The 25,031-nt window shown below is 64.7% G+C and carries 25 protein-coding genes; 10 read left to right on the top strand and 15 right to left on the bottom strand.

The features are described 5' to 3' along the window. Positions 1-31: 31 nt before the first annotated feature. Genes ACLFKU_RS06480 through ACLFKU_RS06470 form a run of 3 tightly spaced genes read left to right on the top strand, consistent with a single transcriptional unit; the run spans position 32 to position 3,430 of the window. Positions 32-1,120 carry an alcohol dehydrogenase catalytic domain-containing protein gene (locus ACLFKU_RS06480; RefSeq protein WP_176105179.1) on the top strand — a complete coding sequence of 363 codons (1,089 nt, stop codon included), beginning with the start codon at positions 32-34 and terminating at the stop codon, positions 1,118-1,120. Positions 1,121-1,151: 31 nt separating this feature from the next. Continuing rightward, on the top strand, positions 1,152-2,696 hold the full coding sequence (locus ACLFKU_RS06475) for an FGGY-family carbohydrate kinase (protein ID WP_410848548.1): 1,545 nt from the start codon (positions 1,152-1,154) through the stop codon (positions 2,694-2,696). Further along, positions 2,693-3,430, top strand: coding sequence for an SDR family oxidoreductase (locus tag ACLFKU_RS06470; protein WP_410848547.1), 738 nt, complete (start codon positions 2,693-2,695; stop codon positions 3,428-3,430). The genes ACLFKU_RS06475 and ACLFKU_RS06470 overlap by 4 nt, the downstream gene beginning before the upstream one ends. A gap of 91 nt (positions 3,431-3,521) precedes the next feature. On the opposite strand, the gene ACLFKU_RS06465 is transcribed toward ACLFKU_RS06470, so the two are convergent. From ACLFKU_RS06465 to kynB, 6 genes are all read right to left on the bottom strand, one after another. After that, positions 3,522-3,806, bottom strand: a complete 285-nt coding sequence (locus tag ACLFKU_RS06465; RefSeq protein ID WP_410848546.1) for a contact-dependent growth inhibition system immunity protein — start codon at positions 3,804-3,806, stop codon at positions 3,522-3,524. 30 nt (positions 3,807-3,836) lie between these two features. Next, positions 3,837-4,121 carry a contact-dependent growth inhibition system immunity protein gene (locus ACLFKU_RS06460; protein WP_410848545.1) on the bottom strand — a complete coding sequence of 95 codons (285 nt, stop codon included), beginning with the start codon at positions 4,119-4,121 and terminating at the stop codon, positions 3,837-3,839. A gap of 21 nt (positions 4,122-4,142) precedes the next feature. Then, positions 4,143-4,973 (bottom strand): RNase A-like domain-containing protein, encoded by an 831-nt coding sequence (locus ACLFKU_RS06455; protein ID WP_410848544.1) that lies wholly within the window; start codon positions 4,971-4,973, stop codon positions 4,143-4,145. Positions 4,974-5,158: 185 nt separating this feature from the next. After that, the gene (kynA, locus tag ACLFKU_RS06450; protein WP_410848543.1) at positions 5,159-6,106 is read right to left on the bottom strand and encodes a tryptophan 2,3-dioxygenase; all 948 of its coding nucleotides are present in this window, start codon (positions 6,104-6,106) and stop codon (positions 5,159-5,161) included. A 10-nt stretch (positions 6,107-6,116) separates the two neighbouring features. Then, a complete protein-coding gene (gene kynU / locus ACLFKU_RS06445) occupies positions 6,117-7,367 on the bottom strand; it encodes a kynureninase (RefSeq protein ID WP_368584737.1) in 1,251 nt (416 codons plus the stop codon). A 51-nt stretch (positions 7,368-7,418) separates the two neighbouring features. Next, positions 7,419-8,057, bottom strand: coding sequence for an arylformamidase (gene kynB / locus ACLFKU_RS06440; RefSeq protein ID WP_368584738.1), 639 nt, complete (start codon positions 8,055-8,057; stop codon positions 7,419-7,421). Between the two features lie 130 nt (positions 8,058-8,187). Between kynB and ACLFKU_RS06435 the strand changes: the two genes are divergently transcribed. After that, complete coding sequence (locus tag ACLFKU_RS06435) at positions 8,188-8,703, top strand: Lrp/AsnC family transcriptional regulator (protein ID WP_176105186.1); 516 nt, start codon at positions 8,188-8,190, stop codon at positions 8,701-8,703. A 75-nt stretch (positions 8,704-8,778) separates the two neighbouring features. Here the strand turns inward: ACLFKU_RS06435 and ACLFKU_RS06430 are convergent, their stop codons facing one another. Further along, on the bottom strand, positions 8,779-9,288 hold the full coding sequence (locus ACLFKU_RS06430) for a flavin reductase family protein (protein ID WP_176105187.1): 510 nt from the start codon (positions 9,286-9,288) through the stop codon (positions 8,779-8,781). 560 nt (positions 9,289-9,848) lie between these two features. Here ACLFKU_RS06430 and msrA point away from each other — a divergent pair. Next, positions 9,849-10,388 (top strand): peptide-methionine (S)-S-oxide reductase MsrA, encoded by a 540-nt coding sequence (msrA, locus tag ACLFKU_RS06425; protein ID WP_018437807.1) that lies wholly within the window; start codon positions 9,849-9,851, stop codon positions 10,386-10,388. A 63-nt stretch (positions 10,389-10,451) separates the two neighbouring features. Here msrA and ACLFKU_RS06420 read toward each other — a convergent pair whose 3' ends face one another. From ACLFKU_RS06420 to pdxH, 3 genes are all read right to left on the bottom strand, one after another. Next, positions 10,452-11,798, bottom strand: coding sequence for a DUF72 domain-containing protein (locus ACLFKU_RS06420; protein WP_410848542.1), 1,347 nt, complete (start codon positions 11,796-11,798; stop codon positions 10,452-10,454). Between the two features lie 84 nt (positions 11,799-11,882). After that, a complete protein-coding gene (locus tag ACLFKU_RS06415) occupies positions 11,883-13,097 on the bottom strand; it encodes a class I SAM-dependent methyltransferase (RefSeq protein WP_368584741.1) in 1,215 nt (404 codons plus the stop codon). A gap of 149 nt (positions 13,098-13,246) precedes the next feature. Beyond that, positions 13,247-13,888 (bottom strand): pyridoxamine 5'-phosphate oxidase, encoded by a 642-nt coding sequence (gene pdxH, locus ACLFKU_RS06410; RefSeq protein WP_410848541.1) that lies wholly within the window; start codon positions 13,886-13,888, stop codon positions 13,247-13,249. Between the two features lie 249 nt (positions 13,889-14,137). Here pdxH and tcdA point away from each other — a divergent pair, with 249 nt between their 5' ends. Next, positions 14,138-14,995, top strand: a complete 858-nt coding sequence (tcdA, locus tag ACLFKU_RS06405) for a tRNA cyclic N6-threonylcarbamoyladenosine(37) synthase TcdA (protein WP_410848540.1) — start codon at positions 14,138-14,140, stop codon at positions 14,993-14,995. 69 nt (positions 14,996-15,064) lie between these two features. On the opposite strand, the gene trxA is transcribed toward tcdA, so the two are convergent. Together trxA and ACLFKU_RS06395 are read right to left on the bottom strand one after the other, a co-directional pair. Then, positions 15,065-15,913 carry a thioredoxin gene (gene trxA, locus ACLFKU_RS06400; RefSeq protein WP_368584743.1) on the bottom strand — a complete coding sequence of 283 codons (849 nt, stop codon included), beginning with the start codon at positions 15,911-15,913 and terminating at the stop codon, positions 15,065-15,067. A gap of 89 nt (positions 15,914-16,002) precedes the next feature. Then, a complete protein-coding gene (locus tag ACLFKU_RS06395; protein ID WP_410848539.1) occupies positions 16,003-16,878 on the bottom strand; it encodes a pirin family protein in 876 nt (291 codons plus the stop codon). Between the two features lie 167 nt (positions 16,879-17,045). On the opposite strand from ACLFKU_RS06395, the gene ACLFKU_RS06390 reads away from it, so the two are divergent. Next, entirely contained in the window at positions 17,046-17,927 is an 882-nt protein-coding gene (locus ACLFKU_RS06390) for an EamA family transporter (protein WP_368584745.1), read from the top strand. Between the two features lie 394 nt (positions 17,928-18,321). Here ACLFKU_RS06390 and ACLFKU_RS06385 read toward each other — a convergent pair whose 3' ends face one another. Continuing rightward, positions 18,322-19,929: an N-acetylmuramoyl-L-alanine amidase gene (locus ACLFKU_RS06385; RefSeq protein ID WP_410848538.1), complete on the bottom strand. Its 1,608-nt coding sequence runs from the start codon at positions 19,927-19,929 to the stop codon at positions 18,322-18,324. Continuing rightward, positions 19,923-20,519: a tRNA (adenosine(37)-N6)-threonylcarbamoyltransferase complex ATPase subunit type 1 TsaE gene (tsaE, locus tag ACLFKU_RS06380; protein WP_410848537.1), complete on the bottom strand. Its 597-nt coding sequence runs from the start codon at positions 20,517-20,519 to the stop codon at positions 19,923-19,925. Before tsaE ends, ACLFKU_RS06385 begins: the two co-directional genes overlap by 7 nt. 17 nt (positions 20,520-20,536) lie before the next feature. On the opposite strand from tsaE, the gene queG reads away from it, so the two are divergent. Genes queG through xerD form a run of 3 tightly spaced genes read left to right on the top strand, consistent with a single transcriptional unit; the run spans position 20,537 to position 23,317 of the window. Next, complete coding sequence (gene queG / locus ACLFKU_RS06375; RefSeq protein WP_368584748.1) at positions 20,537-21,847, top strand: tRNA epoxyqueuosine(34) reductase QueG; 1,311 nt, start codon at positions 20,537-20,539, stop codon at positions 21,845-21,847. Positions 21,848-21,899: 52 nt separating this feature from the next. Further along, positions 21,900-22,370 carry a methylated-DNA--[protein]-cysteine S-methyltransferase gene (locus tag ACLFKU_RS06370; protein WP_368584749.1) on the top strand — a complete coding sequence of 157 codons (471 nt, stop codon included), beginning with the start codon at positions 21,900-21,902 and terminating at the stop codon, positions 22,368-22,370. Continuing rightward, the gene (gene xerD, locus ACLFKU_RS06365) at positions 22,367-23,317 is read left to right on the top strand and encodes a site-specific tyrosine recombinase XerD (protein ID WP_410848536.1); all 951 of its coding nucleotides are present in this window, start codon (positions 22,367-22,369) and stop codon (positions 23,315-23,317) included. Before ACLFKU_RS06370 ends, xerD begins: the two co-directional genes overlap by 4 nt. Before the next feature lie 33 nt (positions 23,318-23,350). Here xerD and ACLFKU_RS06360 read toward each other — a convergent pair whose 3' ends face one another. Beyond that, a complete protein-coding gene (locus ACLFKU_RS06360; RefSeq protein ID WP_410848535.1) occupies positions 23,351-24,934 on the bottom strand; it encodes a class I adenylate-forming enzyme family protein in 1,584 nt (527 codons plus the stop codon). Between the last annotated feature and the right edge of the window lie 97 nt (positions 24,935-25,031).

Genomic DNA, 25,031 nt, shown 5'->3' with positions numbered 1-25,031 from the left:
CCCCACATCCTTCTTTTCGCAGGACCATGCAATGACGACTCCATCCGACCAGCAGAACATGACCGCCATCGTCTGTCATGCGCCGAAAGACTATCGCGTCGAGCAGGTGCAGAAGCCACGCGCCCGCGCGCACGAACTGGTGATCCGCATCGCCGCGTGCGGCATCTGCGCGAGCGACTGCAAATGCCATTCGGGCGCGAAGATGTTCTGGGGCGGCCCGAGCCCGTGGGTCAAGGCGCCGGTGATTCCGGGCCACGAGTTCTTTGGCTATGTCGAGGAACTGGGCGAGGGCGCGGCCGAGCACTTCGGCGTGCAAAAAGGCGAGCGCGTGATCGCCGAGCAGATCGTGCCGTGCGGCAAGTGCCGCTACTGCAAATCCGGCCAGTACTGGATGTGCGAAGTGCACAACATCTTCGGCTTTCAGCGCGAGGTCGCGGACGGCGGCATGGCGGAGTACATGCGCATTCCGCCGACCGCGATCGTCCACAAGATTCCCGACGGCATCTCGCTCGAAGACGCCGCGATCATCGAGCCGCTCGCCTGCGCGATTCACACGGTCAATCGCGGCGATCTGCAACTGGACGACGTCGTCGTGATCGCGGGCGCGGGGCCGCTCGGTCTGATGATGACGCAGGTCGCGCATCTGAAGACGCCGAAGAAGCTCGTCGTGATCGATCTCGTCGAAGAGCGGCTCGCGCTCGCGCGCGAATACGGCGCGGACGTGACGATCAATCCTCAGAAGGACGACGCGCTCGCGATCATTCGTTCACTGACTGACGGCTACGGTTGCGACGTCTATATTGAAACGACCGGCGCGCCGATCGGCGTGAACCAGGGGATGGACCTGATCCGCAAGCTCGGACGCTTCGTCGAATTTTCGGTGTTCGGCGCGGATACGACACTCGATTGGTCGGTGATCGGCGATCGCAAGGAGCTCGATGTGCGCGGCGCGCATCTTGGACCCTATTGCTATCCGATCGCGATCGATCTGCTCGCGCGTGGACTCGTTACGTCGAAGGGCATCGTCACGCACGGCTTTTCGTTGGAAGAATGGGACGAAGCGATCAGGATCGCGAACTCGCTCGACTCGATCAAGGTGCTGATGAAGCCGCGCGCGTAAATCGCGTGCGTGGCTATTCAACGGAGACTCTATGAACTACGTCATCGGCGTCGATATCGGCACGCAGAGCACGAAGGCGTTGCTGGTCGACGAGCACGGTGCGATCGTCGCGCAGCATGCGTCGAGCTATCAACCCGACACGCCGAAGCCGTTGTGGGCCGAGCAGTGGCCCGCAGTGTGGCTTAAGGCCGTGGTCGAATGCGTGGCCGCGTGCGTCGGCGATGCGAAGGCGGCCGGCATCGCGCCGCGTGCGATCAAGGCGCTGTGCGTGAGCAGCCTGTACGGCGGCTCGGGCATCCCGGTCGACAACGACATGCGGCCGCTCGCGCCGTGCCTGATCTGGATGGACCGGCGCGCGACCGCAGAGGTCGACTGGGTGCGCGAGAACGTCGATCTCGAACGGCTCTATTCGATCACCGGTAATGGGGTAGACAGCTACTACGGCTACACGAAGATGCTGTGGCTGCGCGAGAACGAGCCGGACGTGTGGGCGCATACGCGCTATTTCCTGCCGCCGAACGCGTACGTGATCTACATGCTGACCGGCGAGGTCGCCGTTGATCACAGCTCGGCTGGCAATATCGGCGGCGTCTACGATATCGCGCGGCGCGACTGGTCGGACGAAGCGCTCGATATGCTCGGCATTCCCGCGACGATGATGCCGGAGCGGCTCGTCGAATCGTCGGAGGTGGTGGGCGGCTTGTTGTCGCAATGGACCGCGCAGCTCGGACTGGAAGCGGGCACCGCGATCGTCGCGGGCGGCGTCGATGCGGCGATGGCGACGTTCGCGGCCGGCGTCACGCGCGCGGGACAGCACGTCGCGATGATCGGCACCAGCATGTGCTGGGGTTACATCAATCAGCGTGTCGACGCGCGACACGGTTTGGTCAGCATGCCGCACGTTTTCAACGGGCAGCACGATATCTACGTATTCGGCGGCGCGATTACCGCGGGCGCGTCGGTCAGCTGGTATCGCGAGCAGTTCTGTCAGGCGGAGATCGAGGCCGCGCGCGCGACACCGCATGGCGATCCGCATCGGCTGCTCGAAGAAGCGGCCGCGCAAGTGCCGGCGGGCGCCGACGGCGTGCTGTTCCTGCCGTATCTGATGGGCGAGCGAAGTCCGGTGTGGGATGCGAAGGCGAGCGGCGCGTTCGTCGGATTGTCGCTGTTTCATACGCGCGCGCATCTGTATCGCGCGGTGCTCGAAGGGGTGTCGTTCGCGCTGAAACACAACATCGAGGCGGGGCGCAAAGGCGCGCAATCGCTCGACGACAAGTTGATCGTCGTGGGCGGCGCCGCGCATTCGGACCTGTGGATGCAGATGATCGCCGATGTCACCGGCTATCCGGTCTACACGATCGAGCAGGACGTCGAAGCCGCGATGGGCGCGGCGTTGCTCGCCGCGGTCGGCGTCGGCCTCGTGTCGCGCGAAGCGGCGCAAGACGGCTGGGTCACGCTGATCGAGCGCGCGCAGCCCGACGCACGGCGCATGGCGTTATACGAGCAGCGCTTCGGCGTGTACGTGGATCTCTATCCGGCGTTGAAGCCGGTCATGCATCGCTTGCAATCATCATGAACGCTACTTTCGATTTTTCCGGTCGCTCGATTCTGGTGACGGGCGCCTCCAGCGGCATCGGCCGCGCGACGGTCGAGGCGCTGTGCGCGAGCGGCGCATCGGTCGTCGCGGCCGCGCGCAACGTGAACGAGCTCGCGCGGCTCGCCGAGGAAACCGGCTGCGAGCCGTTGCAGCTCGACGTCAGCGACGAAGCCGCGATCGACGAAGCATTCGCGTCGCTCGAACCGTTCGACGGTCTCGTCAATTGCGCGGGCATCGCGTTGCTCGAACGCGCGGTGGATACCACGGCCGCGAGCTTCGATCGCGTGATGGCGGTGAATACGCGCGGCGCGGTGCTGGTCGCGAAGCACGTCGCGCGTGGCATGCTCGACGCGGGTCGCGCGGGCAGCATCGTCAACGTGTCGAGCCAGGCCGCGCTCGTCGCGCTCGACGATCATCTGAGCTATTCGGCGTCGAAGGCGGCGCTCGATGCGGTCACGCGCGCGTTGTGCATCGAACTGGGGCCGCACGGGATCCGCGTGAATAGCGTGAACCCGACGGTCACGCTGACGCCGATGGCGGTGCTGGCGTGGAGCGATCCTGTCAAACGCGATCCTGCGTTGCAGGCGATTCCGCTCAGGCGCTTTGCTGAATCCGCCGAGGTCGCGGCGCCGATCCTGTTTTTGTTGAGCGATGCGGCGTCGATGGTTAGCGGGGTGTGTTTGCCGATTGATGGTGGGTATACCGCACGCTAGGGGGTGTCAAGCGCCGTCGGTTGCCTGGTGAAATGAAAGTAGACGGAAGCCCCGCCAGACGGCGGGGCCGTCCGGCGGGCGGAAGTGCAGGCTACTCACTCAGAAGAAGACGTTTAAGCCCATCAAGAAAAGATTCGGCGGTGCGACCCCACAGCGTCGGAACGAACTGGCTGCCGAATTCCTCTTCGAAGGCAGCGCCGAGATTTCCAGCGTGATCTCTCTTGAACCGATCTATGTCGGCCACCTTTGCGTTAATCATTTCTGGCGTGCATCCGCTTGCACAAGCCCGCACCAACTCTTCAATTGTGTTTCCCCAGTAGTCGGAAGCCTCATTGAAGTAGACACCGATCAATTGATCCAGATCGTCGTATGTCATGTATCGCCGTCCAGTGCGAGGAAAATCAGGCTACTCGCTCAGGAGAAGACTCTTAAGTTTGTCGAGAAAAGCCTCGGTGGTTTGCTCCCACACAGTCGGATCGCACTGGTAGCCAAAATTTTCCTCAAACGCGGCGTCGAGATTCCGAGCATGATCGCTCTTGAATCGGTCTATCTCGGCCACCGTCGCATTAATCTCTTCCGGTGTGCACTCGCATGTAAAAGACAAGACCAATTCCTCGATTGTGTTGCCAAAAAGGTCGAAGTCTTCATGGAAGCGGCCACAAATCAATTGATACAAATTTTCGTATCTCATATATCAATATCCATGTGAAATTCAGCCTTCGATCATAGCCGTGAGAATGTAGTAGGGCATCCCGTTGTACGTCCCGTACTTCAAGATGACCTTCACTTTACTGCTGTCCACTAGGGTGTCAGTCTTCTTGGTCAATACATAGCCTACTTTTCTTCCAACATCCTTCTCGAGCGTCAGAGTTCGTTTTGATGTTGTTGTCCATTTTCGGATCTTTGATGCATTTGCAAGCATCGTTTCTGATATGGCCCACTCCGCCTCCTGAAGATTTGCGAAAGACGATACTTCAGTTCTTTTCGGCTCCAGCCTGAGCCTCTCCCGCAACTGCGCTTCAGTCCGACCGACATGTTTCAAAAGCGTATGTCCACCAATCCGGCTTCCCGCCTTCGCCTCATGCATGTTCAGCCTGATCCGGCCCATCGTGACGCGCGCAGCGCGTGCCGCCCTAATAGAGCCAGCAAAGCCGAACGGCACGGCGATATCGAGGGACAGGCCGATATTGTTCGCCATGTCAGGGCTCGCCCGCATCGCTTCAGCGAGTTTCGTCGCGCCCCGCTGGGTCAGCGTGGCGGTGTCCCGACCAGTCCAGACCTGCCGCAGGCCAGCCGCCGCCGAGTCCGAGCCATGTACCCCGAACACGACACACCCGGCTTTGCTCGCCATCGTCGGATCTGGCAAAGCGCACAGCACACCTGCGCCGACCATTTCCAGCACGCCGCCGACGACCTGTAACCCGCCCCAAAGCCGGTTGGAAAGCATTTCCGACTGGCTGATCGACTGACGAGATAGCACGGCCGCGAGTTGCGGGGCACTCAGTACAACCTTCACTCCTTCGGCGTTATCGACACCGGGCATATCGAAACCCTCTGATGTTTTTTATGGGGTTCCGATGCTGGCATGCTGACCATCTCTCAAGATTCGGAGAACTCCGAACTTTCCTCAGCCCGATGAACGGTGCCTGTTCTGCAACGAGCGGGAACAACCGCGGCATCATGCTTGCCGTGATTTCCGGTCATTCCCTGTCTGACACGCGCCAACCGTTACAACATCGTCCGCACATGCCACAACTCCGGGAACAGCACGACATCGAGCATCTTGCGCAGATACGGCGCGCCGCTGGTGCCGCCGGTGCCCTGCTTGAAGCCGATGATGCGCTCGACGGTCGTCACGTGGCGGAAGCGCCATTGGCGGAACGCATCCTCGAGATCGACGAGTTCTTCCGCCATCTCGTACAGCTCCCAATGCTCGGACGGATTGCGATACACCTCGAGCCACGCGGCCTCCACCGACGCATCATGTTCGGTCGGCCTGGTCCAGTCGCGTTCGAGCCGCGCGGGTGAAATCTTGAAGCCGCGGCGCGCAAGCAGCCGCACCACTTCGTCGTAGAACGACGGCGCTTCGAGCGATGCCTTCACTTGCTCGTACACGTCGGCGCGATGCGCGTGCGGCTTCAGCATCTGCTCGTTCTTGTTGCCGAGCAGGAATTCGATCTGCCGATACTGATACGACTGGAAGCCCGACGAACTGCCGAGGTACGGCCGCATCGCCGTGTATTCAGACGGCGTCATCGTCGCGAGCACACTCCACGCCTGCACCAGTTGCTCCATGATCCGCGACACGCGTGCGAGCATCTTGAACGCGGGCGGCAGCTCATCGCGATGCACGGCCGCGAGCGCCGCGCGCAACTCGTACAACGCGAGCTTCATCCAAAGCTCGCTCGTCTGATGCTGGATGATGAACAGCATCTCGTTGTGATCCGGCGACAACGGATGCTGCGCGTCCAGCACCGTGCCGAGCGTCAGATAGTCGCCGTAGCTCATCGACGCCGAGAAGTCGAGCTGCGCGTCGTGCCAGCCGCTATCGGCCGTGCTCGCGGAGGCGGTCGTGGCACTAGCGGCCGGCGCCGAAGCCGTCCGTCCGTGCCCGAACGGGCAGCCCTGTGCCGCCGGTTCTTCTGGCAAGCCCGGCGTGTGCATGTGATCGGTCATTCTGTCGTCCTCAGGTAACGGCGCCGCGCTGGGCGAATTCAGGAGCTTTCCAGGCCTCGCGGGTGAGCACGTCGCGCAAGGTTTCGACGGCGTCCCATACGTCGACGAAGCGCGTGTACAGCGGCGTGAATCCAAAGCGCAGCACGTGCGGCTCGCGATAGTCGCCGATCACGCCACGCGCGATCAGCGCCTGCATCACCTCGTAGCCGTGCGGATGTTCGAAGCTCGCATGCGAGCCGCGCTGCGCGTGCTCGCGCGGCGTCACGAGCTTCAGTGGAAATTCGCTGCAACGCGTCTCGACCAGTTCGATGAACAGATCGGTCAGCGCGAGCGACTTCTCGCGAACCGCCTGCATGTTGGTTTGCAGGAACACGTCGAGCCCGCATTCGACGAGCGCCATCGACACCATCGGCTGCGTGCCGCACAGGAAGCGGCCCACGCCGTCGTCGGGCTGATACGTCGGATTCATCTCGAACGGCGCGCGATGCCCCCACCAGCCCGACAGCGGTTGCGCGAACTCGTTCTGGTGGCGCTTGGGCACCCACACGAACGCGGGCGAACCGGGGCCGCCGTTCAGATACTTGTAGGTGCAGCCGACCGCGTAGTCGGCGCCGGCGCCGTTCAGATCGACCGGCACCGCGCCCGCCGAATGCGCGAGGTCCCATAGCGCGAGCGCGCCCCTGTCGTGAATCAGCTTCGTCAGCGCGGCCATGTCGTGCATGTAGCCGGTGCGATAGTTCACGTGGGTGATCATCGCGATCGCGGTGTCCGCGCCGATCGCGTCGGGCAGCTCGGACGGATCGTCGACGAGGCGCAGCTCGTAGCCGCGATCGAGCTGCTCGATCAAACCCTGCGCGATATACAGATCGCTCGGGAAGTTCGAGCGCTCGGACACGATCACGCGACGCTGCGGATCGCGTGCATTCGCAAGCCGCAGCGCGGCCGACAGCAGCTTGAACAGGTTGATCGAGATCGTGTCGGTGATCACGACTTCGTCTTGGGCCGCGCCGATCAACGGCGCGAGCTTGTTGCCGAGCCGGCGCGGCAGCACGAACCAGCCGGATTTGTTCCAGCTGCGGATCAGCCCTTCGCCCCATTCGGCGGCGATCACGGTTTGCGCGCGCTGCGCCGCGGCGGCCGGCGGTACGCCGAGCGAGTTGCCGTCGAGATAGATGGTCGTCGGCGACAGCGCGAACTGGTCGCGCAGCGCTGCGAGCGGGTCGGCGCTGTCGAGCGCCACGGCTTCGTCACGATGGTTCATGGTGGTTCGATGGTTGGGTTGTCGGGTTGTTGGCTCGCCGAGTCGCGTGGCTTAGCGAGAGCCGTGCAGTGCGCGCAGCACCGCGCGTACCGGGCTTGCGTCGAGCGTGGTCAGCTTCAGCGGCAGCGCGATCAGCTCGTAGTCGCCGGGTTCGACCGCGTCGAGCACGATGCCTTCGAGAATCGCCATCCGGTGCGCGCGAATGCGGTGATGCGCGTCCATCGTCTTCGATTCCTGCGGATCGAGCGATGGCGTATCGATGCCGATCAGCTTCACGCCGCGCGCGGCGAGCAGATCGACGGTCTCGGGCGCGACCGCGCAGAACGCGCTATCCCACTCGCGCGTCGGCGCATTTCTGTAAGTGCGCAGTAAGACTCGCGGCGGCAGATCGTCGAGCGAGCCGGTCAGGTGTTGTGGCGTCACAACAGGCGACGCGCCGATACAGTCGATCACTCTGCACAAACCGAGATACGCGTCGAGCGGCACGTCGCCGATCGCGGCGCCTTCGGCGTCGTAGTGCAGCGGCGCGTCGGTATGCGCGCCGGTGTGCGGCGACATCGTCAGACGCGCGACATTGACCGGCGAGCCAGCCTCCATGCGCCAGACGCGCTCGATGCCGACCGGCGTGTCGCCCGGCCAGACGGGCGTGGCGGGATCGACGGCGGGGGTGATGTCCCAGAGTGCTCGCATGACGGTTTCGACGGAAGGTGACTATCTCTAAATGATAGAGGTCAAGCCGTGAAATGTGATTGCGAAAAAATCTCCTAACCAGCCGTGTCTTGGAACATAATTTGAGCCAAACAGGAAAGGGAGACCGAATATGAACGCGATCTCGCTCGACGCCACCGATTGCCGTATCTTGACGGTGCTTCAGCAGGAAGGACGGATCAGCAATCTCGACCTGGCGGAGCGTATCTCGCTGTCGCCATCAGCCTGTCTGCGGCGCCTGCGTCTGCTGGAGGAGCAGGGCGTCATCGAACACTACCGCGCGTGTCTGAACCGCGAAGTTTTGGGGTTCGAGCTGGAAGCGTTCGTGCAGGTATCGATGCGCAACGACCAGCAGAACTGGCACGAGCGCTTTGCCGAGGCGTTGCGCGACTGGCCCGAAGTGGTCGGCGCGTTCGTCGTGACCGGCGAAACCCACTATCTGCTGCGCGTGCTCGCGCACAACCTCAAGCACTATTCGGATTTCGTGCTCAACCGCCTGTACAAGGCGCCGGGCGTGATGGACATCCGCTCGAACATCGTGCTCGAAACGCTGAAGGAAGACTCGGGCGTGCCGGTGTCACTGGTGAAGAAGAGCAGCGGGCACGGGGCCACGCATAGCGACCGTTGAGGCTGACGAGGGGCGCGCCATTTCCGGCGCGTCAGACCGACCCGCACTACCGGCGCGAGGGACGCGCCGCGCCGCTCAAAGCGGCTTCAGGCCGTGGAACTGTCCGCTCTGGAACACCAGCGGCAGCATGTCCGCGGCATTTTCGTGCACGCCGCAGCGCTCCACTTCACCGACGAAAATCACGTGGTCGCCTTCGTCGTAGCGGCTGCGGTTATGACATTCGAACCACGCAAGCGCGCCGTCGAGCACCGGCATCCCGGTGTCGCCCGCCGCGTGCGACACCCCCTCGAAGCGGTCGCCCTTCACGGTCGCGAAGCGCTTGCACAGATCGAGCTGCGTCGAAGACAGCACGTTGATCACGTAGTGACTGTTGGCGCGGAACACCGGCATCGACGCCGAGCGCGTCGCGAGACTCCACAGCACGAGTGGCGGAGAGAGCGAAACCGAGTTGAACGAACTGGCCGTGATGCCGATCAACTGGCCGGACGCGGCGCGTGTCGTGATCACGGTGACGCCGGTCGCGAACTGGCTGAGCGCCTGTCTGAACGCGGACTGGTCGAAGTTGGGTGGGCTCGCGCTCTTCATCGGGGCAGGGTCCCCGGCGCGCGCCGTGTGAAAGACGGACTAAAGCGCGAATCGAGGCGCGGATAACAACGCGGATATGTGCGGCTGGCAGCGGATGTTTCGAAAGTCATGGTGAAAATCATCGATTTCCGCCAATTTTAACTGTAATCGCCGCGTGCGCCGCACGGCGTTGCGTACGGTGCGTGCTCCGGCGTCAGCTCGCTCACAGTCCAGCACGGACCGGCCGCAGTGTTTCGTGCGGACACGCCGATCGTCATGCCTCGTCTCGCCGCATTTTTCGCTTCGCTTCGCTGAGCATGCGATCGAGTGGGCGCGGCGCTTGCTGTTGTGCTGCATGGTTATTCACCCGTCACGCGACGGCCTTTCTATACTCGATATCTGCACTGCGGGATTCGCGTGGAATTGCGCGACGCGTTGCAAGCGGCGCCGCGCGACGGGTGCATCGGTTGTGCCTTTTAGTCCGCGTTTTCGGCCATATATTCGGATGCGGTGGCAGACCCGGCGGCGCTACGCAGGCCGACTGCCGATCATTGTGTGGATCTGATCCTGGGGTGAAGCGTATGAACGAGACGGCAACGCTCGGCGGTGGATGTTTCTGGTGCCTCGAAGCGGTGTATCTGGACGTCGAGGGCGTCAATGCGGTGGAGTCGGGGTACGCGGGCGGTCATACGCGCCGTCCGAGCTACGAGCAGGTCTGCGACGGCGACACCGGTCACGCGGAAGTGGTCAAGGTCGACTTCGATCCGGCGAAGATCAGCTATCGCGAGATTCTCGACATCTTCTTCGCAATCCACGATCCGACCCAGGTGAACCGGCAGGGCAACGACGTCGGCACGCAATACCGCTCGGTGATCTTCACGCATTCCGATGCGCAGCGCGAAACCGCGCTGCAGGCGATTCGCGAGATCGGCGAACAGGGCATCTACGACGGCAAGATCGTGACCGAGGTGCTGCCGCTCGGCGACAATTACTGGCCCGCCGAGGCTTACCACCAGAACTATTTCGCGCAGCATCCGAATCAGGGCTACTGCTCGTTCGTGGTCGCGCCGAAGGTCGCGAAATTCCGCCAGAAGTTCGCGCATCGGATCAAGGCGGGCTAACGGCGCAGCGCGAGGATCGGAGTCGGCAGCGGGCGGATACGCATGGCCGCCGGCTGCTGTTCGTCACTGCGGTTCCTGTGCCTGCGATCGCGCATCATCAGCGCCAGCGCCACTATTCCCGCGTCCCTGAGTGACACGCACACAGGCTTCGACGATCTCTTCGGCCAGCTTCACGCAGCTGAGCGGCGCCGATCCTTCCGCCTTGTTGTTGACCGCGATCACCACCGGCTGGCCGGCGAGCGCGTAGCGCGCGGCCAGTTCGGCGAGCGACGCGCGGGTCGCCGGGTCTTCGTCGACCAGCTGGTTGAACGGCTCGTACTTCGCTTTCGCCTGTTCGTATTTGAAGCCGCCGTGCAGGCTCCAGCGCACGATCAGCGGACCGGCCGGCTCGCCGTCGAGCAGCGCGAGCGCCGCGGCCTGGCGCAGCGGATCGGGCATCCGCGCATGAATGCCGACGCAGTAGCGCACGCCTGCCGTCTTCAGCATGCGGATGAAGCGTGGCGTGAGCAGGCTCGCGTCACGAATCTCGACCGCATAGCAACTGCCGTCGGGCAGCCTCGGCAGCGCGCCGAAAAACTCTCCCAGACGCTCGATGAACACCGCCGGCTGCGCGAGCATCTGATCCGGCAGCGGCGAGAACTGGAACACCAGCGCGCCGGCCTTTGCACCGAGGCCTTCGACACAGGGCGTGACGAAATCGTCGATCGCCATCTGCGCGTTCAGGAAGCACGGGTTCAGCGACACCGGCTCGCCACGCTCGGCGCGCACGGTGGCGTCGGTGATCGTCATCGGCGCCTTGACGATGAAGCGGAAGTGCTCGGGCACCTGCTGCGCGTAGCGCAGGTATTCGGTGACCGTCAGCGCCTGGTAGAACGAGCGGTCGATGCTGACCGTCTTCAGCAGCGGATGCGCGCCGTACGCGCTCAAGCCCTCGCGCGACAGTTTGCTGTTGCTGTAGTTGTCGCCATAGACGATGCCGCTCCAGCCCGGGAACGACCATGTCGACGTGCCGAGATGGATCTGCGGCGGCAATTGCGCCGCAAGCGCGAGCAATTCGGGCGACGGCGGCGCGGCGAGCACGTCGCGGCCGCGGCGTTTTTTCGGGGCGTCGGTGGCGGCGGGTGCGGAGGCTGGTTCAGCAGCGGGGCTGTCGGGCGCGGCGTCGTCTTCGAACAGCGACGCGGCGGCGTTTGCTTTTGCGGTTTTCGGCGCGCGCTTGCGCTCTGGCTGCGCGGCAGTGCTCGCGATGGAATCGGCCTCGCTCGTGGACATGGCCGGCGCTTCTGCCGCAGCCTCGACCGGCATCCCGAACAGATCGAACTGCTGCGTGGCGTCGTGCGCCGCATCGTCCGCGCTGCCGTTCTTGCCGTTCAACGGCTTTTCAATGTCACTCGTCCTGCTGTGGTCCATCAATGTCCGGCCTGCTGTTGATCAGAATTGCGCCGCGGCGCGCGCTTCATGCACGCCGCCGCGGCGCAACCGGTCACGGCACGGTCACAGCGGTTTTTCGTACATGTAGCGGCGCGACCACGGCAGGGTTTTCGCGCTGCGGCCGGCTTTGCGGCACACCACCTGGAAGATCGACACGTCGTCGTTTTCGAACGCATAGGCGCAGCCGGCCAGATACACGCGCCAGATGCGGAATTTTTCGTCGTCGACGAGCTTGCGCGCCTGATCCGCGTGGGCTTCGAAATTTTCCGCCCAGATGTCGAGCGTGTGCGCATAGTGACGGCGCAGGCTTTCGACGTCAATCGGTTCGAGTCCGCCGCGCTGCATCGATTCGAGCGCGAGGCTGATATGCGGCAGCTCGCCGTCCGGGAACACGTAGCGGTCGATGAACTCGCCGCCGCCGAGCGCGGTTTCGCCGCTGTCGGCGTCGCTCGACGTGATGCCGTGGTTCATCGCGATGCCGTCGTCGGCGAGCAGATCATGGATCTTCTGGAAATAGCCGGGCAGGTTCTTGCGGCCGACGTGCTCGAACATGCCGACGCTCGTGATGCGGTCGAACTGCCCCGGGATGTCGCGATAGTCCTGCAGGCGGATTTCGATCTGGTTCTCGAGCCCGGCCGCTTTGACGCGCGCGGTGGCGAGATCGAACTGGTTCTGCGACAGCGTGACGCCGACGCACTTCGCGCCGAACTTCTGCGCGGCGCGCAGCACGAGTGCACCCCAGCCACAGCCGATGTCGAGCAGACGCTGGCCGGGCTGCAACTGGATTTTGGTCAGAATGTGATCGATTTTCTTCAGCTGCGCGGTCGCGAGGTCTTCGGTGCCGGTCTCGAAGTACGCGCACGAGTAGACCATGTTCTCGTCGAGCCACAGCTTGTAGAACTCGTTCGACACGTCGTAGTGGTACTGAATGGCTTTCTTATCCGACGTCTTCGAATGATTGAAGTAGCGCCGCACGCGCGCGAGCTTGCCGGCGCTCGTTACGGTACTGCGCGCGAGCTGATAGCCGATATTGATGATGTCCGACAGCTTGCCCTCGATGTCGATCTTGCCTTTGACATAGGCTTCGCCAAGATTGTCGAGGCTCGGTTCGAGCAGGTAGGGCAGCGCGGTTGCGCTCTTCACGTGTAGCGTGACCTGGGGCGCGGCGAACTGCCCGAAGTCGTGTTGCTGACCGTCCCACAGCACGAGGCGTGCGGGCAGGTTAGCTGTGCTTTTGACATCTTCAACCCACTGCGCCAGCTTTTTCTCCCAGAACATGTGATCTCTCCGTGTTCGTTGATTTAAAGCAAAGCTATGTGGATCGCGACAGCGTGCGGCGCATTCCGCGGGCCGCGCAACGCAATCCCGCCGACGCACGCCGCTACGATGGCGGCGCGGCCGGCGTCATTCGTCCCAGCATCGTCCGGTCAGGGTTGCAGGCGTGCGATCAGCCAGTTCGCGCTATGTTCCGCGCGCGTATAAAGCAGACGATCGTGCAGCCGCGATGGCCGCCCCTGCCAGAATTCGATCGCGTCGGGCACCAGACGGTAGCCACCCCAGTGCGGCGGACGCGGAGGATTTTCGCCGTATTGCAGGCTGATTTCGCGTTCGCGTACTTCGAGCTGCGAGCGGCTTTCAATTACCTGACTCTGATTCGATGCCCATGCGCCGATCCGCGAGCCGAGCGGACGCGATGCGAAATACGCGTCACTTTCTGCCTCGCTCGTTTTGACGACGCGGCCCTCGATGCGCACCTGGCGTTCGAGTTCGATCCAGTGAAACAGCAGGCTCGCGTAGGGGTTCGCGCTCAGTTCGCGGCCCTTGCGGCTTTCGTAGTTGGTGAAGAACACGAAACCACGCTCGTCGACGCCCTTGATGAGCACGATGCGTGCCGAAGGCCGGCCGCGCGCGTCGACCGTGGCAAGCGTCATCGCATTCGGCTCGGGCAGCTTGGCGTCGATGGCCTGCTGGAACCACGTGTCGAATTGACGGAACGGATCGTGGTTGACGTCGGCAACGTCCAGTGAGCCTAGCGAGTAGTTTTTCCGAAGCTCGGCGAGTGAGATCATGTTCTTATGCGAACGCTACAGTGGGCCAAGTATAGCTAAGGCGCCGGGTTTTTGCGCGCGAGCGGATCAACGTATGGCGGCCGCATGTTGCGAGCGCCAGGCCTGCAACGTTGGGTCGCGGCTCGGGGTCCTGCGCGGCTGCCTTCACGTGTTAAGGCAAAATACGGGCTGCGCGCCAGATTGGCCAAAGCGAATTGCCAATGCGCCGCCGCCTGTTACTTTCCGCCTGTGTTTTCGAGCCCTGCCATCATGTCCAGCACCACCGCGCAATCCGATCTTACTACCAGCCTCGACGCGAACGAAACCGCCGACCGCGCCCGCCGGTTCGGCGGCATCGCCCGTCTGTATGGCGCGCCCGCGCTCGCCGCGTTCGAGGGTGCGCACGTCGCGGTGATCGGCATCGGCGGGGTGGGGTCGTGGGTCGCGGAGGCGCTTGCGCGCAGCGCGCTCGGCACGCTGACGCTGATCGATCTGGACAACGTCGCGGAAAGCAACACTAACCGGCAGATTCACGCGCTCGACGGCAACTACGGAAAACCGAAGGTCGAAGCGATGGCCGAGCGCATCAAGGCGATCAATCCGTACTGCGACGTGCGCCTGATCGAAGACTTCGTCGAGCCGGACAATTTCGCGGCGACGCTCGGCGGCGGTTTCGACTATGTGATCGACGCGATCGACAGCGTGCGCACGAAGACCGCGCTGATCGCGTGGTGCGTCGAGCGCAAGCAGCCGCTGATCACGGTCGGCGGGGCGGGCGGTCAGCTCGACCCGACGCGTATCCGCATCGACGATCTGGCGCTGACGATCCAGGACCCGCTGCTGTCGAAGGTGCGCGGGCAGTTGCGCAAGCAGCACGGCTTTCCGCGCGGGCCGAAAGCGAAGTTCAAGGTGAGCGCCGTGTATTCCGACGAGCCGCTGATCTATCCGGAAGCGGCCGTTTGCGATATCGATGAAGAAGCCGAGCACGTGAGCACGTCGCCCGGACATACGGGGCCGGTCGGCTTGAACTGCGCGGGGTTTGGATCGAGCGTGTGTGTGACCGCGAGCTTTGGTTTCGCGGCCGCGGCGTATGTGTTGCGGGAGCTGGCGAAGAAGGCGACGGTTTAGGTGACAGCCTGGGCGACGGTTTCAACCGCTCCGACCCAGGCCGCCATCGGGGCAAAACATCGCAAACGATCAGTTCAACGAGGCGCTCAGCTTGCGCCGCCACTGCGCCACCAGCTCCGGCTGATGCGCGGCGAGATCGAACACCGACAACATCGTCTTGCGGCCGATATCTTCGCGGAACCCGCGGTCGCGCTGCACGATCGCAAGCAGATGTTCGAGCGCCTGCGCATATTTGTGCCGCGCGATAAACGCATTCGCGAGATCGAAGCGCGCTTCGAGATCGTCGGGATTGCCCGCGACGCGCGCTTCGAGCGCATCGGTGGGCGGCAGGTCCGCGGCGGCGTCCACCGCGTCGAGCCTGGTTTTGATCGCGTTGAAACGCGCGTCGATGCCTTGCGTGGTTTTCGGCGACAGCAGATCGACTTCGTTGCGCGCCTCGTCGATGCGGTTGTCTTCGAGCAGCAACTCGATGCGGTCCATGCGCGCGTCGTCGAAGCCCGGGTCGTACGCGAGCGCCGCTTGCAGCAGGTCGTAGGCGTCGTCGCGGCGGCCTTCGGCGAGCGCGGTTTGCGCTTCGATGCGCGCCCCCGGCGCGCCCTGCGGCACGAGCCGGTCGAGGAACTCGCGCAGCTGTCCTTCCGTCAGCACGCCGATGAACTGATCGACGGCCTGGCCGTCGGCGAACGCGATCACGTGCGGAATGCTGCGCACCTGGAAGTGCGCGGCCAGTTCGTGGTTCTCGTCCACGTTGACCTTCACGAGCTTCCATTTGCCGGCGGCTTCGGCCTCGAGCTTTTCGAGCATCGGGCCGAGACTCTTGCAGGGGCCGCACCACGGCGCCCAGAAATCGACCAGCACCGGGGCCAGTATCGACGCCTTGATGACGTCCTGTTCGAAAGTGGCCAGAGTGGTGTCCATTGCGTCCTCGTCGATAGAAACGGTTTGTGGCTAGCTGGGGCCGAATCGCGCGATTTCAATGCGGTCCTGCGCGTGCGGCCCGGGCGCCGTTACTTGCGCTGCGGCAGCGGAACCCATTCGGTTTCGCCGGGCACGTGGCCCATTTCCTGATTCGTCCACGCGAGCTTCGCGGCTTCGATCTTCTCGCGTGAACTCGCGACGAAATTCCATTCGATGAAGCGCTCGCCGTCTAGCTTCTCGCCGCCGAGCAGCATCACGCGCGCGCCGTGGGTGCTCGCGAGCGTGACGGTTTCGTCCAGCGCGAGCACGGCCATCTGGCCGGCTTCGAGCGTGGTGCCGTCGATCTCCAGATCGCCTTCCACCAGATATACGCCGCGCTCCTCGTGCTCCGGTTCGAGCGCGAACGCGCTGCCCGGCGTGAAGTCGGCGGCCACGTACAGCGTGCCCGAGAACGTCGCGACCGGCGACACCGCGCCGAACGCGGTGCCCGCGATCACATGCAGCATCACGCCATTGCGCTCGACGACCGGCAAGGTCGCCGCCGCATGATGCGCGAACGACGGCTCGGCGTCTTCATCGGCGAGCGGCAGCGCGACCCAGGTCTGGATGCCGTGAATTCTCTGGCCGCGTGCGCGGTCTTCGGCCGGCGTGCGCTCCGAATGGACGATGCCGCGCCCGGCCGTCATCCAGTTGACGTCGCCGGGGACGATCTTCTGCTCGGAGCCGAGACTGTCCCGATGCATGATCGCGCCGTCGAACAGATAGGTGACGGTCGCGAGGCCGATATGCGGATGCGGGCGCACGTCGAGGCCGGTGCCGGGTTCGAGGGTTGCTGGGCCCATGTGGTCGAAGAAGATGAACGGGCCGACGAGGCGCGCCGCCATCGCCGGCAGTACGCGCCGCACGGCCAGATTGCCGATGTCGCGTACGTGCGGTGTGAGGACGGCTTTGATCGAGGAGGTCATGGGCAGGCTCGACGTGAAAGTGGAAGAAGAAAGCTGGAATGGACGATTCTACTGCGCGTCGCGCGCGGCCGACGGCAACGGTGCACGCTCGCCATCAGCGGGCGCGATGAACCGGGATCGCAGGCTCGGCTACACTGCCGGATCGAACCATTTCACTGGAGACCTGGATGTCGCCCAGGGACTTGCTGCTCGCGCTGATCGTCGTGGTCGCGTGGGGTGTCAATTTCGTCGTGATCAAGGTCGGCCTGCATGGTGTGCCGCCGATGCTGCTCGGCGCGCTGCGCTTTGCGCTCGCTGCGGTGCCGGCGGTGTTTTTCGTCAAGCGGCCGCAGATGCCGTGGCGGTGGCTGTTCGCCTACGGCGCGACGATCTCGTTCGGGCAATTCGCGTTCCTGTTCTCGGCGATGTATGTCGGCATGCCGGCGGGGCTCGCGTCGCTGGTACTGCAGGCGCAGGCGTTTTTCACGCTGATTTTCGCGGCGCTGTTTCTGCACGAACGCTTCCGATTGCCGAATGTCGCGGGTCTGCTGATCGCCGCGGCGGGGCTCGCGGTGATCGGTCTGCAAGGCGGCCACACGATGTCGCTGGTCGGATTCCTGCTGACGCTGTGCGCCGCGTGCATGTGGGCGCTCGGCAATATCGTCACGAAGAAGGTCGGCACGGTCGATCTGGTCGGACTCGTCGTGTGGGGCAGCCTGATTCCGCCGCTGCCATTTTTCGCGGCGTCGTTCGTGTTCGAGGGGCCGCGCGAGATTGCCGCCGCGCTGACCGGTATTAGCGCGCTGTCGATCTTCGCGATCGTCTATCTGGCGTTTATCGCGACCCTGGTCGGCTATGGCTTGTGGAGCCGTCTGCTGTCGCGCTATCCGGCGAGCCAGGTCGCGCCGTTCTCGCTGCTGGTGCCGATCGTCGGACTCGCGTCGGCTTCGTTGCTGCTCGGCGAGCAATTGTCGGCAATGCAGGTCGCGGGCGCATTGCTCGTGATGGCGGGGCTCGCGGTCAACGTGTTCGGCGGCTGGGTCGTGCAGCGCTTTATGCCGGCGCGCTGAGCAACTGTTGGGCCAGCGGCAGCGTACGGCGGCGTCTGCTACCCGCAAGCCAGGCACACGCTCCGGAAGCGCTGAGCTTGATCCGCGCGTTCCACACCAATCAGTGCGAAATGGCTTGGGCGGACGTGACACGCTGATACGGCAAACTGCCCGCGTGGCTCAAACGCTTGCGTGCGCGGCTCAAGCAACTTCCCAATGAAAACCGGCCCGGACGCACCTGTGCCCGGACCGTCCGCGGGGCTTCTTCATGCGAAAAAGACCGCGCCGTATCAGGCCTCCCGATCTTCGCCAGGCGTCGGCGCGACTCCATCAGAGGCTTCACGCGGCGAGAGCCGGCATTTCATCATTCCAGCCAACGCCAATACGTGCTGGAGGCGGTGAGTGCGTGCCGACATCACGTCATGCGGCTCTTCGCGAGCGGCGGATTCGCCGCGAAATAGCGCTTGATGCCGGTCAGAATCGCGTTGGCCATCTTGTCGCGATACGCGTCGTCGTTCAGGCGGCGCTCTTCATCCGGATTGCTGATGAACGCGGTCTCGACGAGGATCGACGGAATGTCCGGCGCCTTCAGCACCGCGAAGCCGGCCTGCTCGACCGAGCCCTTGTGCAGCTTGTTGATGTCGCCGATCTCCTTGAGCACGAAGTTGCCGTAGCGCATCGAGTCGCGAATCTGCGCGGTGGTCGACATGTCGAATAGCGCGCGGTTCACGGTGGCGTCGTCGGATTTGATGTTGATGCCGCCGATCAGGTCCGACGAGTTCTCTTTGTTCGCCATCCAGCGCGCGGCCGCGCTCGACGCGCCGTGCTCCGACAGCGCGAACACCGACGAACCCTTCGCCTCGGGCGTCGTGAACGCGTCCGCGTGGATCGACACGAACAGGTCCGCGCCGACGCGCCGCGCCTTCTGCACGCGCACGTTCAGCGGCACGAAGAAGTCGGCGTCGCGCGTCATCATCGCGCGCATGTTCGGCTGCGCGTCGATCTTCGCGCGCAGCTTCTTCGCGATGTCGAGCGCGACGTGCTTCTCGTAGGTGCCTGAGCCGCCGATCGCGCCCGGGTCTTCGCCGCCGTGACCCGGATCGATCGCGACGGTGAGCAGTCGCACGGTGTTGCTGCGGCCCGACTTCGGCGTGGTGAATGCGTAGGTGTCGCCGTTCTCGCCGAGGTTGTCGTTGTTGCTGTCGAGGCCGCGTGCGGTGCTGTTGCTATTGGCGTTGCCACCCTTGTTGCGGGCGATCGCGCTCGGCGGCGCGGACGGCGCAGAGGGTGTGGGCTGCCTGCCGGCAATCGCCGGCGCTGACGGCGCCGGCGTGCCACGCGCGGGCGGACGAGGTACGCCCGCGGCGCCGTTGCCTGCGCCACTACCCGCGCCACCGTTCTGCGCGTAATGCTCGAAGAACGCCTCGCTGTTGTCGACGGGCGGCGGCGTACTGGGGCCGGACAGCGTCGCGGGCGGCGCGCTGTTTTCTTCGTTGAGCGCCTGCTGTTTGCGCTCGGTCTGCGCGAGCAGGTCCATCAGCGGGTCGGGCGCGACAGCGGGATACAGGTCGAACACCAGCCGGTACTTGTACGCGCCGACCGGCGGCAGCGCGAACACTTGCGGCTTCACCGAGCCCTTCAGGTCGAACACCATGCGCACCACGTGCGGCTGATACTGCCCGACCCGCACCGACGAAATCTGCGGATCGTTCGGCGTGATCTTCGACACCAGTTCCTTGAGCGCCTGATCGAGATCGAGGCCGTTCAGATCGACGACGAGCCGGTCCGGTCCCTGCAGCAGTTGCTGCGTGTTCTGCAGCGGCTGATCGGATTCGATCGTCACGCGCGTGTAGTCGCGCGCGGGCCACACGCGCACGCCGAGCACCGAGCTCGCAAACGCGAGACGCGGCGCGACGAGGCCGAGCACGAGCGTCGACGCGCCCGCGCGCAGGATCTGCCGGCGCCGCCAGTTATGCGTTGCGCCCGCTGCCGATTCGATCGAATGGAACGGTTTGATTAACATCTTTCGAGACATGCCTTTCCTGATTCGCTATAAGCGCGTGCGACGAGTACGCGTGCGTCCGCGTTTGCGTCCATGTTGCCGACGAGCCCGAGCGAGAAGACGAGATCCGGTACGCCGAGCAGCGGTCCCGCGCGTTGCGGCCATTCGACGAGACAGACGGCGCCGCTATCGAAATATTCGCGAAAGCCCGCGTCGGCCCATTCGGCCGGATCGGAGAATCTGTACAGATCGAAGTGATAGAGCGCGAGTTCCCCAGCGGGCCGCGCGAGCACATACGGTTCGACGAGCGTGTAGGTCGGACTGCGCACGCGGCCGGTGTGGCCGAGGCCGCGCAAGGTCGCGCGCACGAGCGTGGTTTTGCCGGCGCCGAGATCGCCGACGAGTTGGACTTGCAGGCCGTGGAATGCGAGGTCGCTTGCGGCGCCGGGCTGTGCTGACTGCGCCTGCTGCGAGGCCGCGCGCACGCTTTCGATCGCCTGTGCGAAGCGCGCGCCGAACGTCTGCGTCGCGGCTTCGTCCGCGAGCGCGAAAGAGCGTTCGAGCAGCACCGGGGCGGACGGTAGGGTCGCGTGATCGGGATTGACGGGCATTCTCGTAAAATGACGTGATGAACCGAAGTCCGAAGTCCCCTGTTTCCTGCACGCCCGCATCGGCCGATGATGCCGTGCGAGCTTCTGATGCAACGTCCCGTTTCGATGAGGCGGCGCTTCGTGCGCTCGCGCTCGACATCAAGACGTGGGGCCGTGAACTCGGTTTCGGGGCGATCGGCATTAGCGATACCGATCTGTCGGCCGCCGAAGCGCCGCTTGCAGCATGGCTCGAAGCGGGGTGCCACGGCGAGATGGATTATATGGCCAAACACGGCATGAAACGCGCGAGGCCCGCCGAGCTTGTGGCCGGCACGCGACGCGTGATCACCGTGCGCATCGCCTATTTGCCTGCGCGGACGCTGGAAGGTGAGGTGGCCAAGGGTGCGTATGAAGGGGCGCATGAAGCCGCCCCTGAAAGCATGCCGCAAGACGCAACGCCACCTGTCTCACGCGCGACGCCCCGCGCGCGCGACTGGCGCGCGGCCGAGCATGCGAGGCTCGCGGACCCATCGACGGCGGTCGTATCGATCTATGCGCGCGGCCGCGACTATCACAAGGTGATGCGTCAGCGCCTGCAACAACTCGCCGACCGGATCGAAGCGGCGACCGGGCCGTTCGGCTATCGCGTGTTCACCGATTCGGCGCCAGTGCTCGAAGTCGAACTCGCGCAGAAGGCCGGCATCGGCTGGCGCGGCAAGCACACCTTGCTTTTGCAGCGCGACGCCGGCTCGCTGTTTTTCCTCGGCGAGATCTATGTCGACATCCCGCTGCCGACCGACGCCGAAATCTCGCCCGAGGTCGCGCCCGAAACGCCGGGCTCGCATTGCGGCAGCTGCGCGCGCTGCATCGGCGCCTGTCCGACCGGCGCGATCGTCGCGCCGTATAAGGTCGACGCGCGGCGCTGCATCTCGTATCTGACGATCGAGCTGAAGGGCAGCATTCCGCTCGAGCTGCGGCCGCTGATCGGCAATCGGGTGTATGGCTGTGATGATTGCCAGCTCGTGTGTCCGTGGAACAAGTTCGCGCAGGCCGCACCGGTCGCCGATTTCGATGTGCGGCACGGGCTCGATCGCGCGTCGCTGGTCGAACTGTTCGCGTGGAGCGCGCAGGAGTTCGATACGCGCATGCAGGGCAGCGCGATTCGCCGCATCGGCTACGAGTGCTGGCTGCGCAATCTCGCGGTCGGCATGGGCAACGCGTTGCGCGCCGCGCCCGGAGCTCTCGACGCCGATGCGCGCGACGCGATCGTGCGGGCGTTGAAGCAGCGAGCCGACGATCCGTCGGCGCTCGTGCGCGAGCATGTGGAGTGGGCGCTGGAAGCGGCGTAAAGTCGTGGCAATTCGGTGCCGGCAATCCGGCACGCTAGAGGAGCAGGCAATCATGTTCAACGCAGTGATCGATGCGCCGTTCGGCAAGGTCGGCATCCGGCTCGAAGGCGAGGCGGTGCGCGAGATCGTCTATCTGCCCGACTCGACGCGCAACGTCGCGCCCGAGACGCCGCTCGCACGCGAGGCGGCCGAGCAGATCGAGCGTTACTTCGAGAGTGCGTCCGCGAAGTTCGAGCTGCCGCTCGCCGTGTGCGGCACTGCGTTCCAGCGGCGCGTGTGGCAGGCGATCTGCGACATCCCGCCCGGTGTCGTGCTGACTTACGGACAACTCGCGAAGCAGCTCGGCAGCGTGCCGCGCGCGGTCGGCCAGGCGTGCGGCGCGAATTTCTTTCCGATCGTGATTCCGTGTCACCGCGTGGTGAGTGCGAGCGGCATCGGCGGCTTCGCGCACGATGGCGGCGATGGCTTCTTTCGCGACGTGAAGCGCTGGCTGCTCGCGCATGAAGGTGTGCCGTACGTATGAGCACGACCCCCGATACCGCTGAACACGTCGAAGACACAGCCGCCGTATCGCCGCTGCTGCTGACCAGCGCCGCATCGATCGACGCCTTTTGCGACGCGCTGTGGCTCGAACACGGCCTGTCGCGCAACACGCTCGACGCGTATCGCCGCGACTTGCGCCTGTTCTGCGAATGGCTCGCGCACACGCGCAATGCGTCACTCGACACCGCGACCGAAGCCGACCTGAGCGCCTACAGCGCGGCGCGGCAAAAGGACAAGGCGACCTCGGCGAACCGCCGGCTGTCGGTGTTTCGCCGCTATTACGCGTGGGCGGTGCGCGAGCATCGCGCGGCCGCCGATCCCACGTTGCGCATCCGCTCGGCGAAGCAGCCGCCGCGTTTTCCGTCGACCTTGAGCGAAGCGCAGGTCGAAGCGCTGCTCGGCGCGCCCGACCTCGGCACGCCGCTCGGCTTGCGCGATCGCACGATGCTCGAACTGATGTACGCGAGCGGCTTGCGCGTGACCGAACTGGTCACGCTGAAGACCGTCGAGGTGGGACTCAACGAAGGCGTCGTGCGCGTCACCGGCAAGGGCTCGAAGGAGCGGTTGGTGCCGTTCGGCGAAGAGGCGCACGCGTGGATCGAGCGCTATCTTCGCGAGGCGCGCCCGGCGCTGCTCGGCCCGCGCGCGGCCGACGCGCTATTCGTGACGGCACGCGCCGAAGGCATGACGCGCCAGCAGTTCTGGAACATCATCAAGCGACACGCGCAGGCGGCGGGTGTGCATGCGCCGTTGTCGCCGCATACGTTGCGGCATGCGTTCGCGACGCATCTGCTCAATCACGGTGCCGATCTGCGGGTCGTGCAATTGCTGCTCGGCCACACCGATATCTCGACGACGCAGATCTACACGCACGTCGCGCGAGAACGTCTGAAATCGCTGCACGCGCAGCATCATCCGCGCGGCTGAGCACGGTGTGAAGCGCGCGGGCCTGCGCTCGCTTCACACCAACTCGCGCAACCGGTGCTTGAGAATCTTGCCGGTCGATGCGGCCGGCAGCGACGCGAGCACCTTCACCTCGGCAGGCCGCTTATACGGCGCGAGCCGCTCGCCGCACCACGCGATCAACTCCGCGGGCGCGACTGCGGCGCCGGCAATCAGCTCGACGAACGCGATCACCTCCTCGTTGCCCTCGACCGCGCGCCCGATCACCGCCGACTGCACGACCTGCGGATGCGCGTTCAGCACGTGCTCGACCTCGGCCGGATACACGTTGAAGCCCGAGCGGATGATCAGTTCCTTGCTGCGCCCGACGATATGCAATGCACCGTCCGCGTCCCGGCGCGCGAGGTCGCCGGTCTTCAGCCAGCCATTCTCGGTGACGGTCGCGCGGGTCTGCTCGGGGTTGCGGTAGTAGCCGAGCATCACGTTCGGGCCGCGCACCCACAGCTCGCCGATCTCGCCCGGCGCGGCTTCGACTCCGTCGAGTCCGACGAACTTCACTTCGACGCCCGGAATGACTTCGCCGACCGAGCAATCGGCGCGCGGTGCGTCGACCATCGTCTGTGACACGGTCGGGCTGCTTTCGGTCATGCCGTAGCCGTTGTGCAGCGGCAGACCGTACACGGTTTCTGCCTGCGACTTCAACGCGGCGTCGAGCGGCGAGCCGCCCGAGTACGCGAAGCGCAGTTGCGGCGCGGACCATGCGTGGCCGTGCGTGTGCAGATGTTCGAGCAGCTTCGCGTGCATCGCCGGCACGCCCTGGAAGATCGACACGTGCTCGTCGGCGAGGGCGCGGCGCACCGCTTCCGGCACGAAGCGCGGCGCGAGCCGCAACGTCGCGCCCGCATGCAGGCTGCCGAGGCATACCGATGCGAAGCCGTACACATGCGAGATCGGCAGCACCGCATAGACGACGTCTTCAGGTCCGACCTGGCGCAGCCGGCTCGACACGGCCGCGATGTACAGCAGATTGCGATGCGACAGCATCACGCCCTTCGGTGCGCCGGTGGTGCCGGTCGTGTAGATCAGCGCCGCGCATTGGTGGTCGCTGGCGGCTTCGACCGCTTCGGCCTGCACGCTGCCGTCCAACGCGTATGACCATGCGCCGATGTTCGGCGACAGCGCAGGTGCCGGTGTCGCTCGATGACGCTCAGCCTGCTGGCGCGCGTCGGGCGAGCTTTCGACCGCATACGCGACGACGCGCGGTTGTGCATGCGCGCGGATCGAATCGAGTTCGGCGGCCGACAGGCGCGCGTTCGATACCAGCGCCCACGCGTCGAGCCTGGCGGTCGCGAACAGCAGCACGACCTGCGCGATGCTGTTCTCCGCGACGATCATCACGCGATCGCCGCCGCGCACGCCCCATTCGCGCAGCAGCGCGGCGGCGGCATCGACGGCCTCTAGCAGTTGCTCGTTGGTCAGGCGGCGCGCATCTTCGATCAGCGCGACATGCCGCGGATCGCGTGCGGCGGCGAGCACCGGAATGTCGCTGATGCGCGCGGGTAGGGCGGCGAGCAGCGCGGGGATGTCGATCGTGGAACGGATGGATGAAGCCTGGTTCAACGCTACCTCCTCTGGTCCCATGCAATTGGTTGCAAGACTAAATTCGTAGCTCTGCGCGCACGATTTCGCACCCTGCCGGCATAATTTCGAACGATCGTGCCACAAGCGTCGAACCCGC

The sequence above is a fragment of the Paraburkholderia sp. EG304 genome, assembly GCF_046543485.1.
GTDB classification, from domain to species: domain Bacteria; phylum Pseudomonadota; class Gammaproteobacteria; order Burkholderiales; family Burkholderiaceae; genus Paraburkholderia; species Paraburkholderia youngii.
Note: the sequence above shows the minus strand (reverse complement) of the source record. Positions and strands in the feature narration are given on the sequence as shown.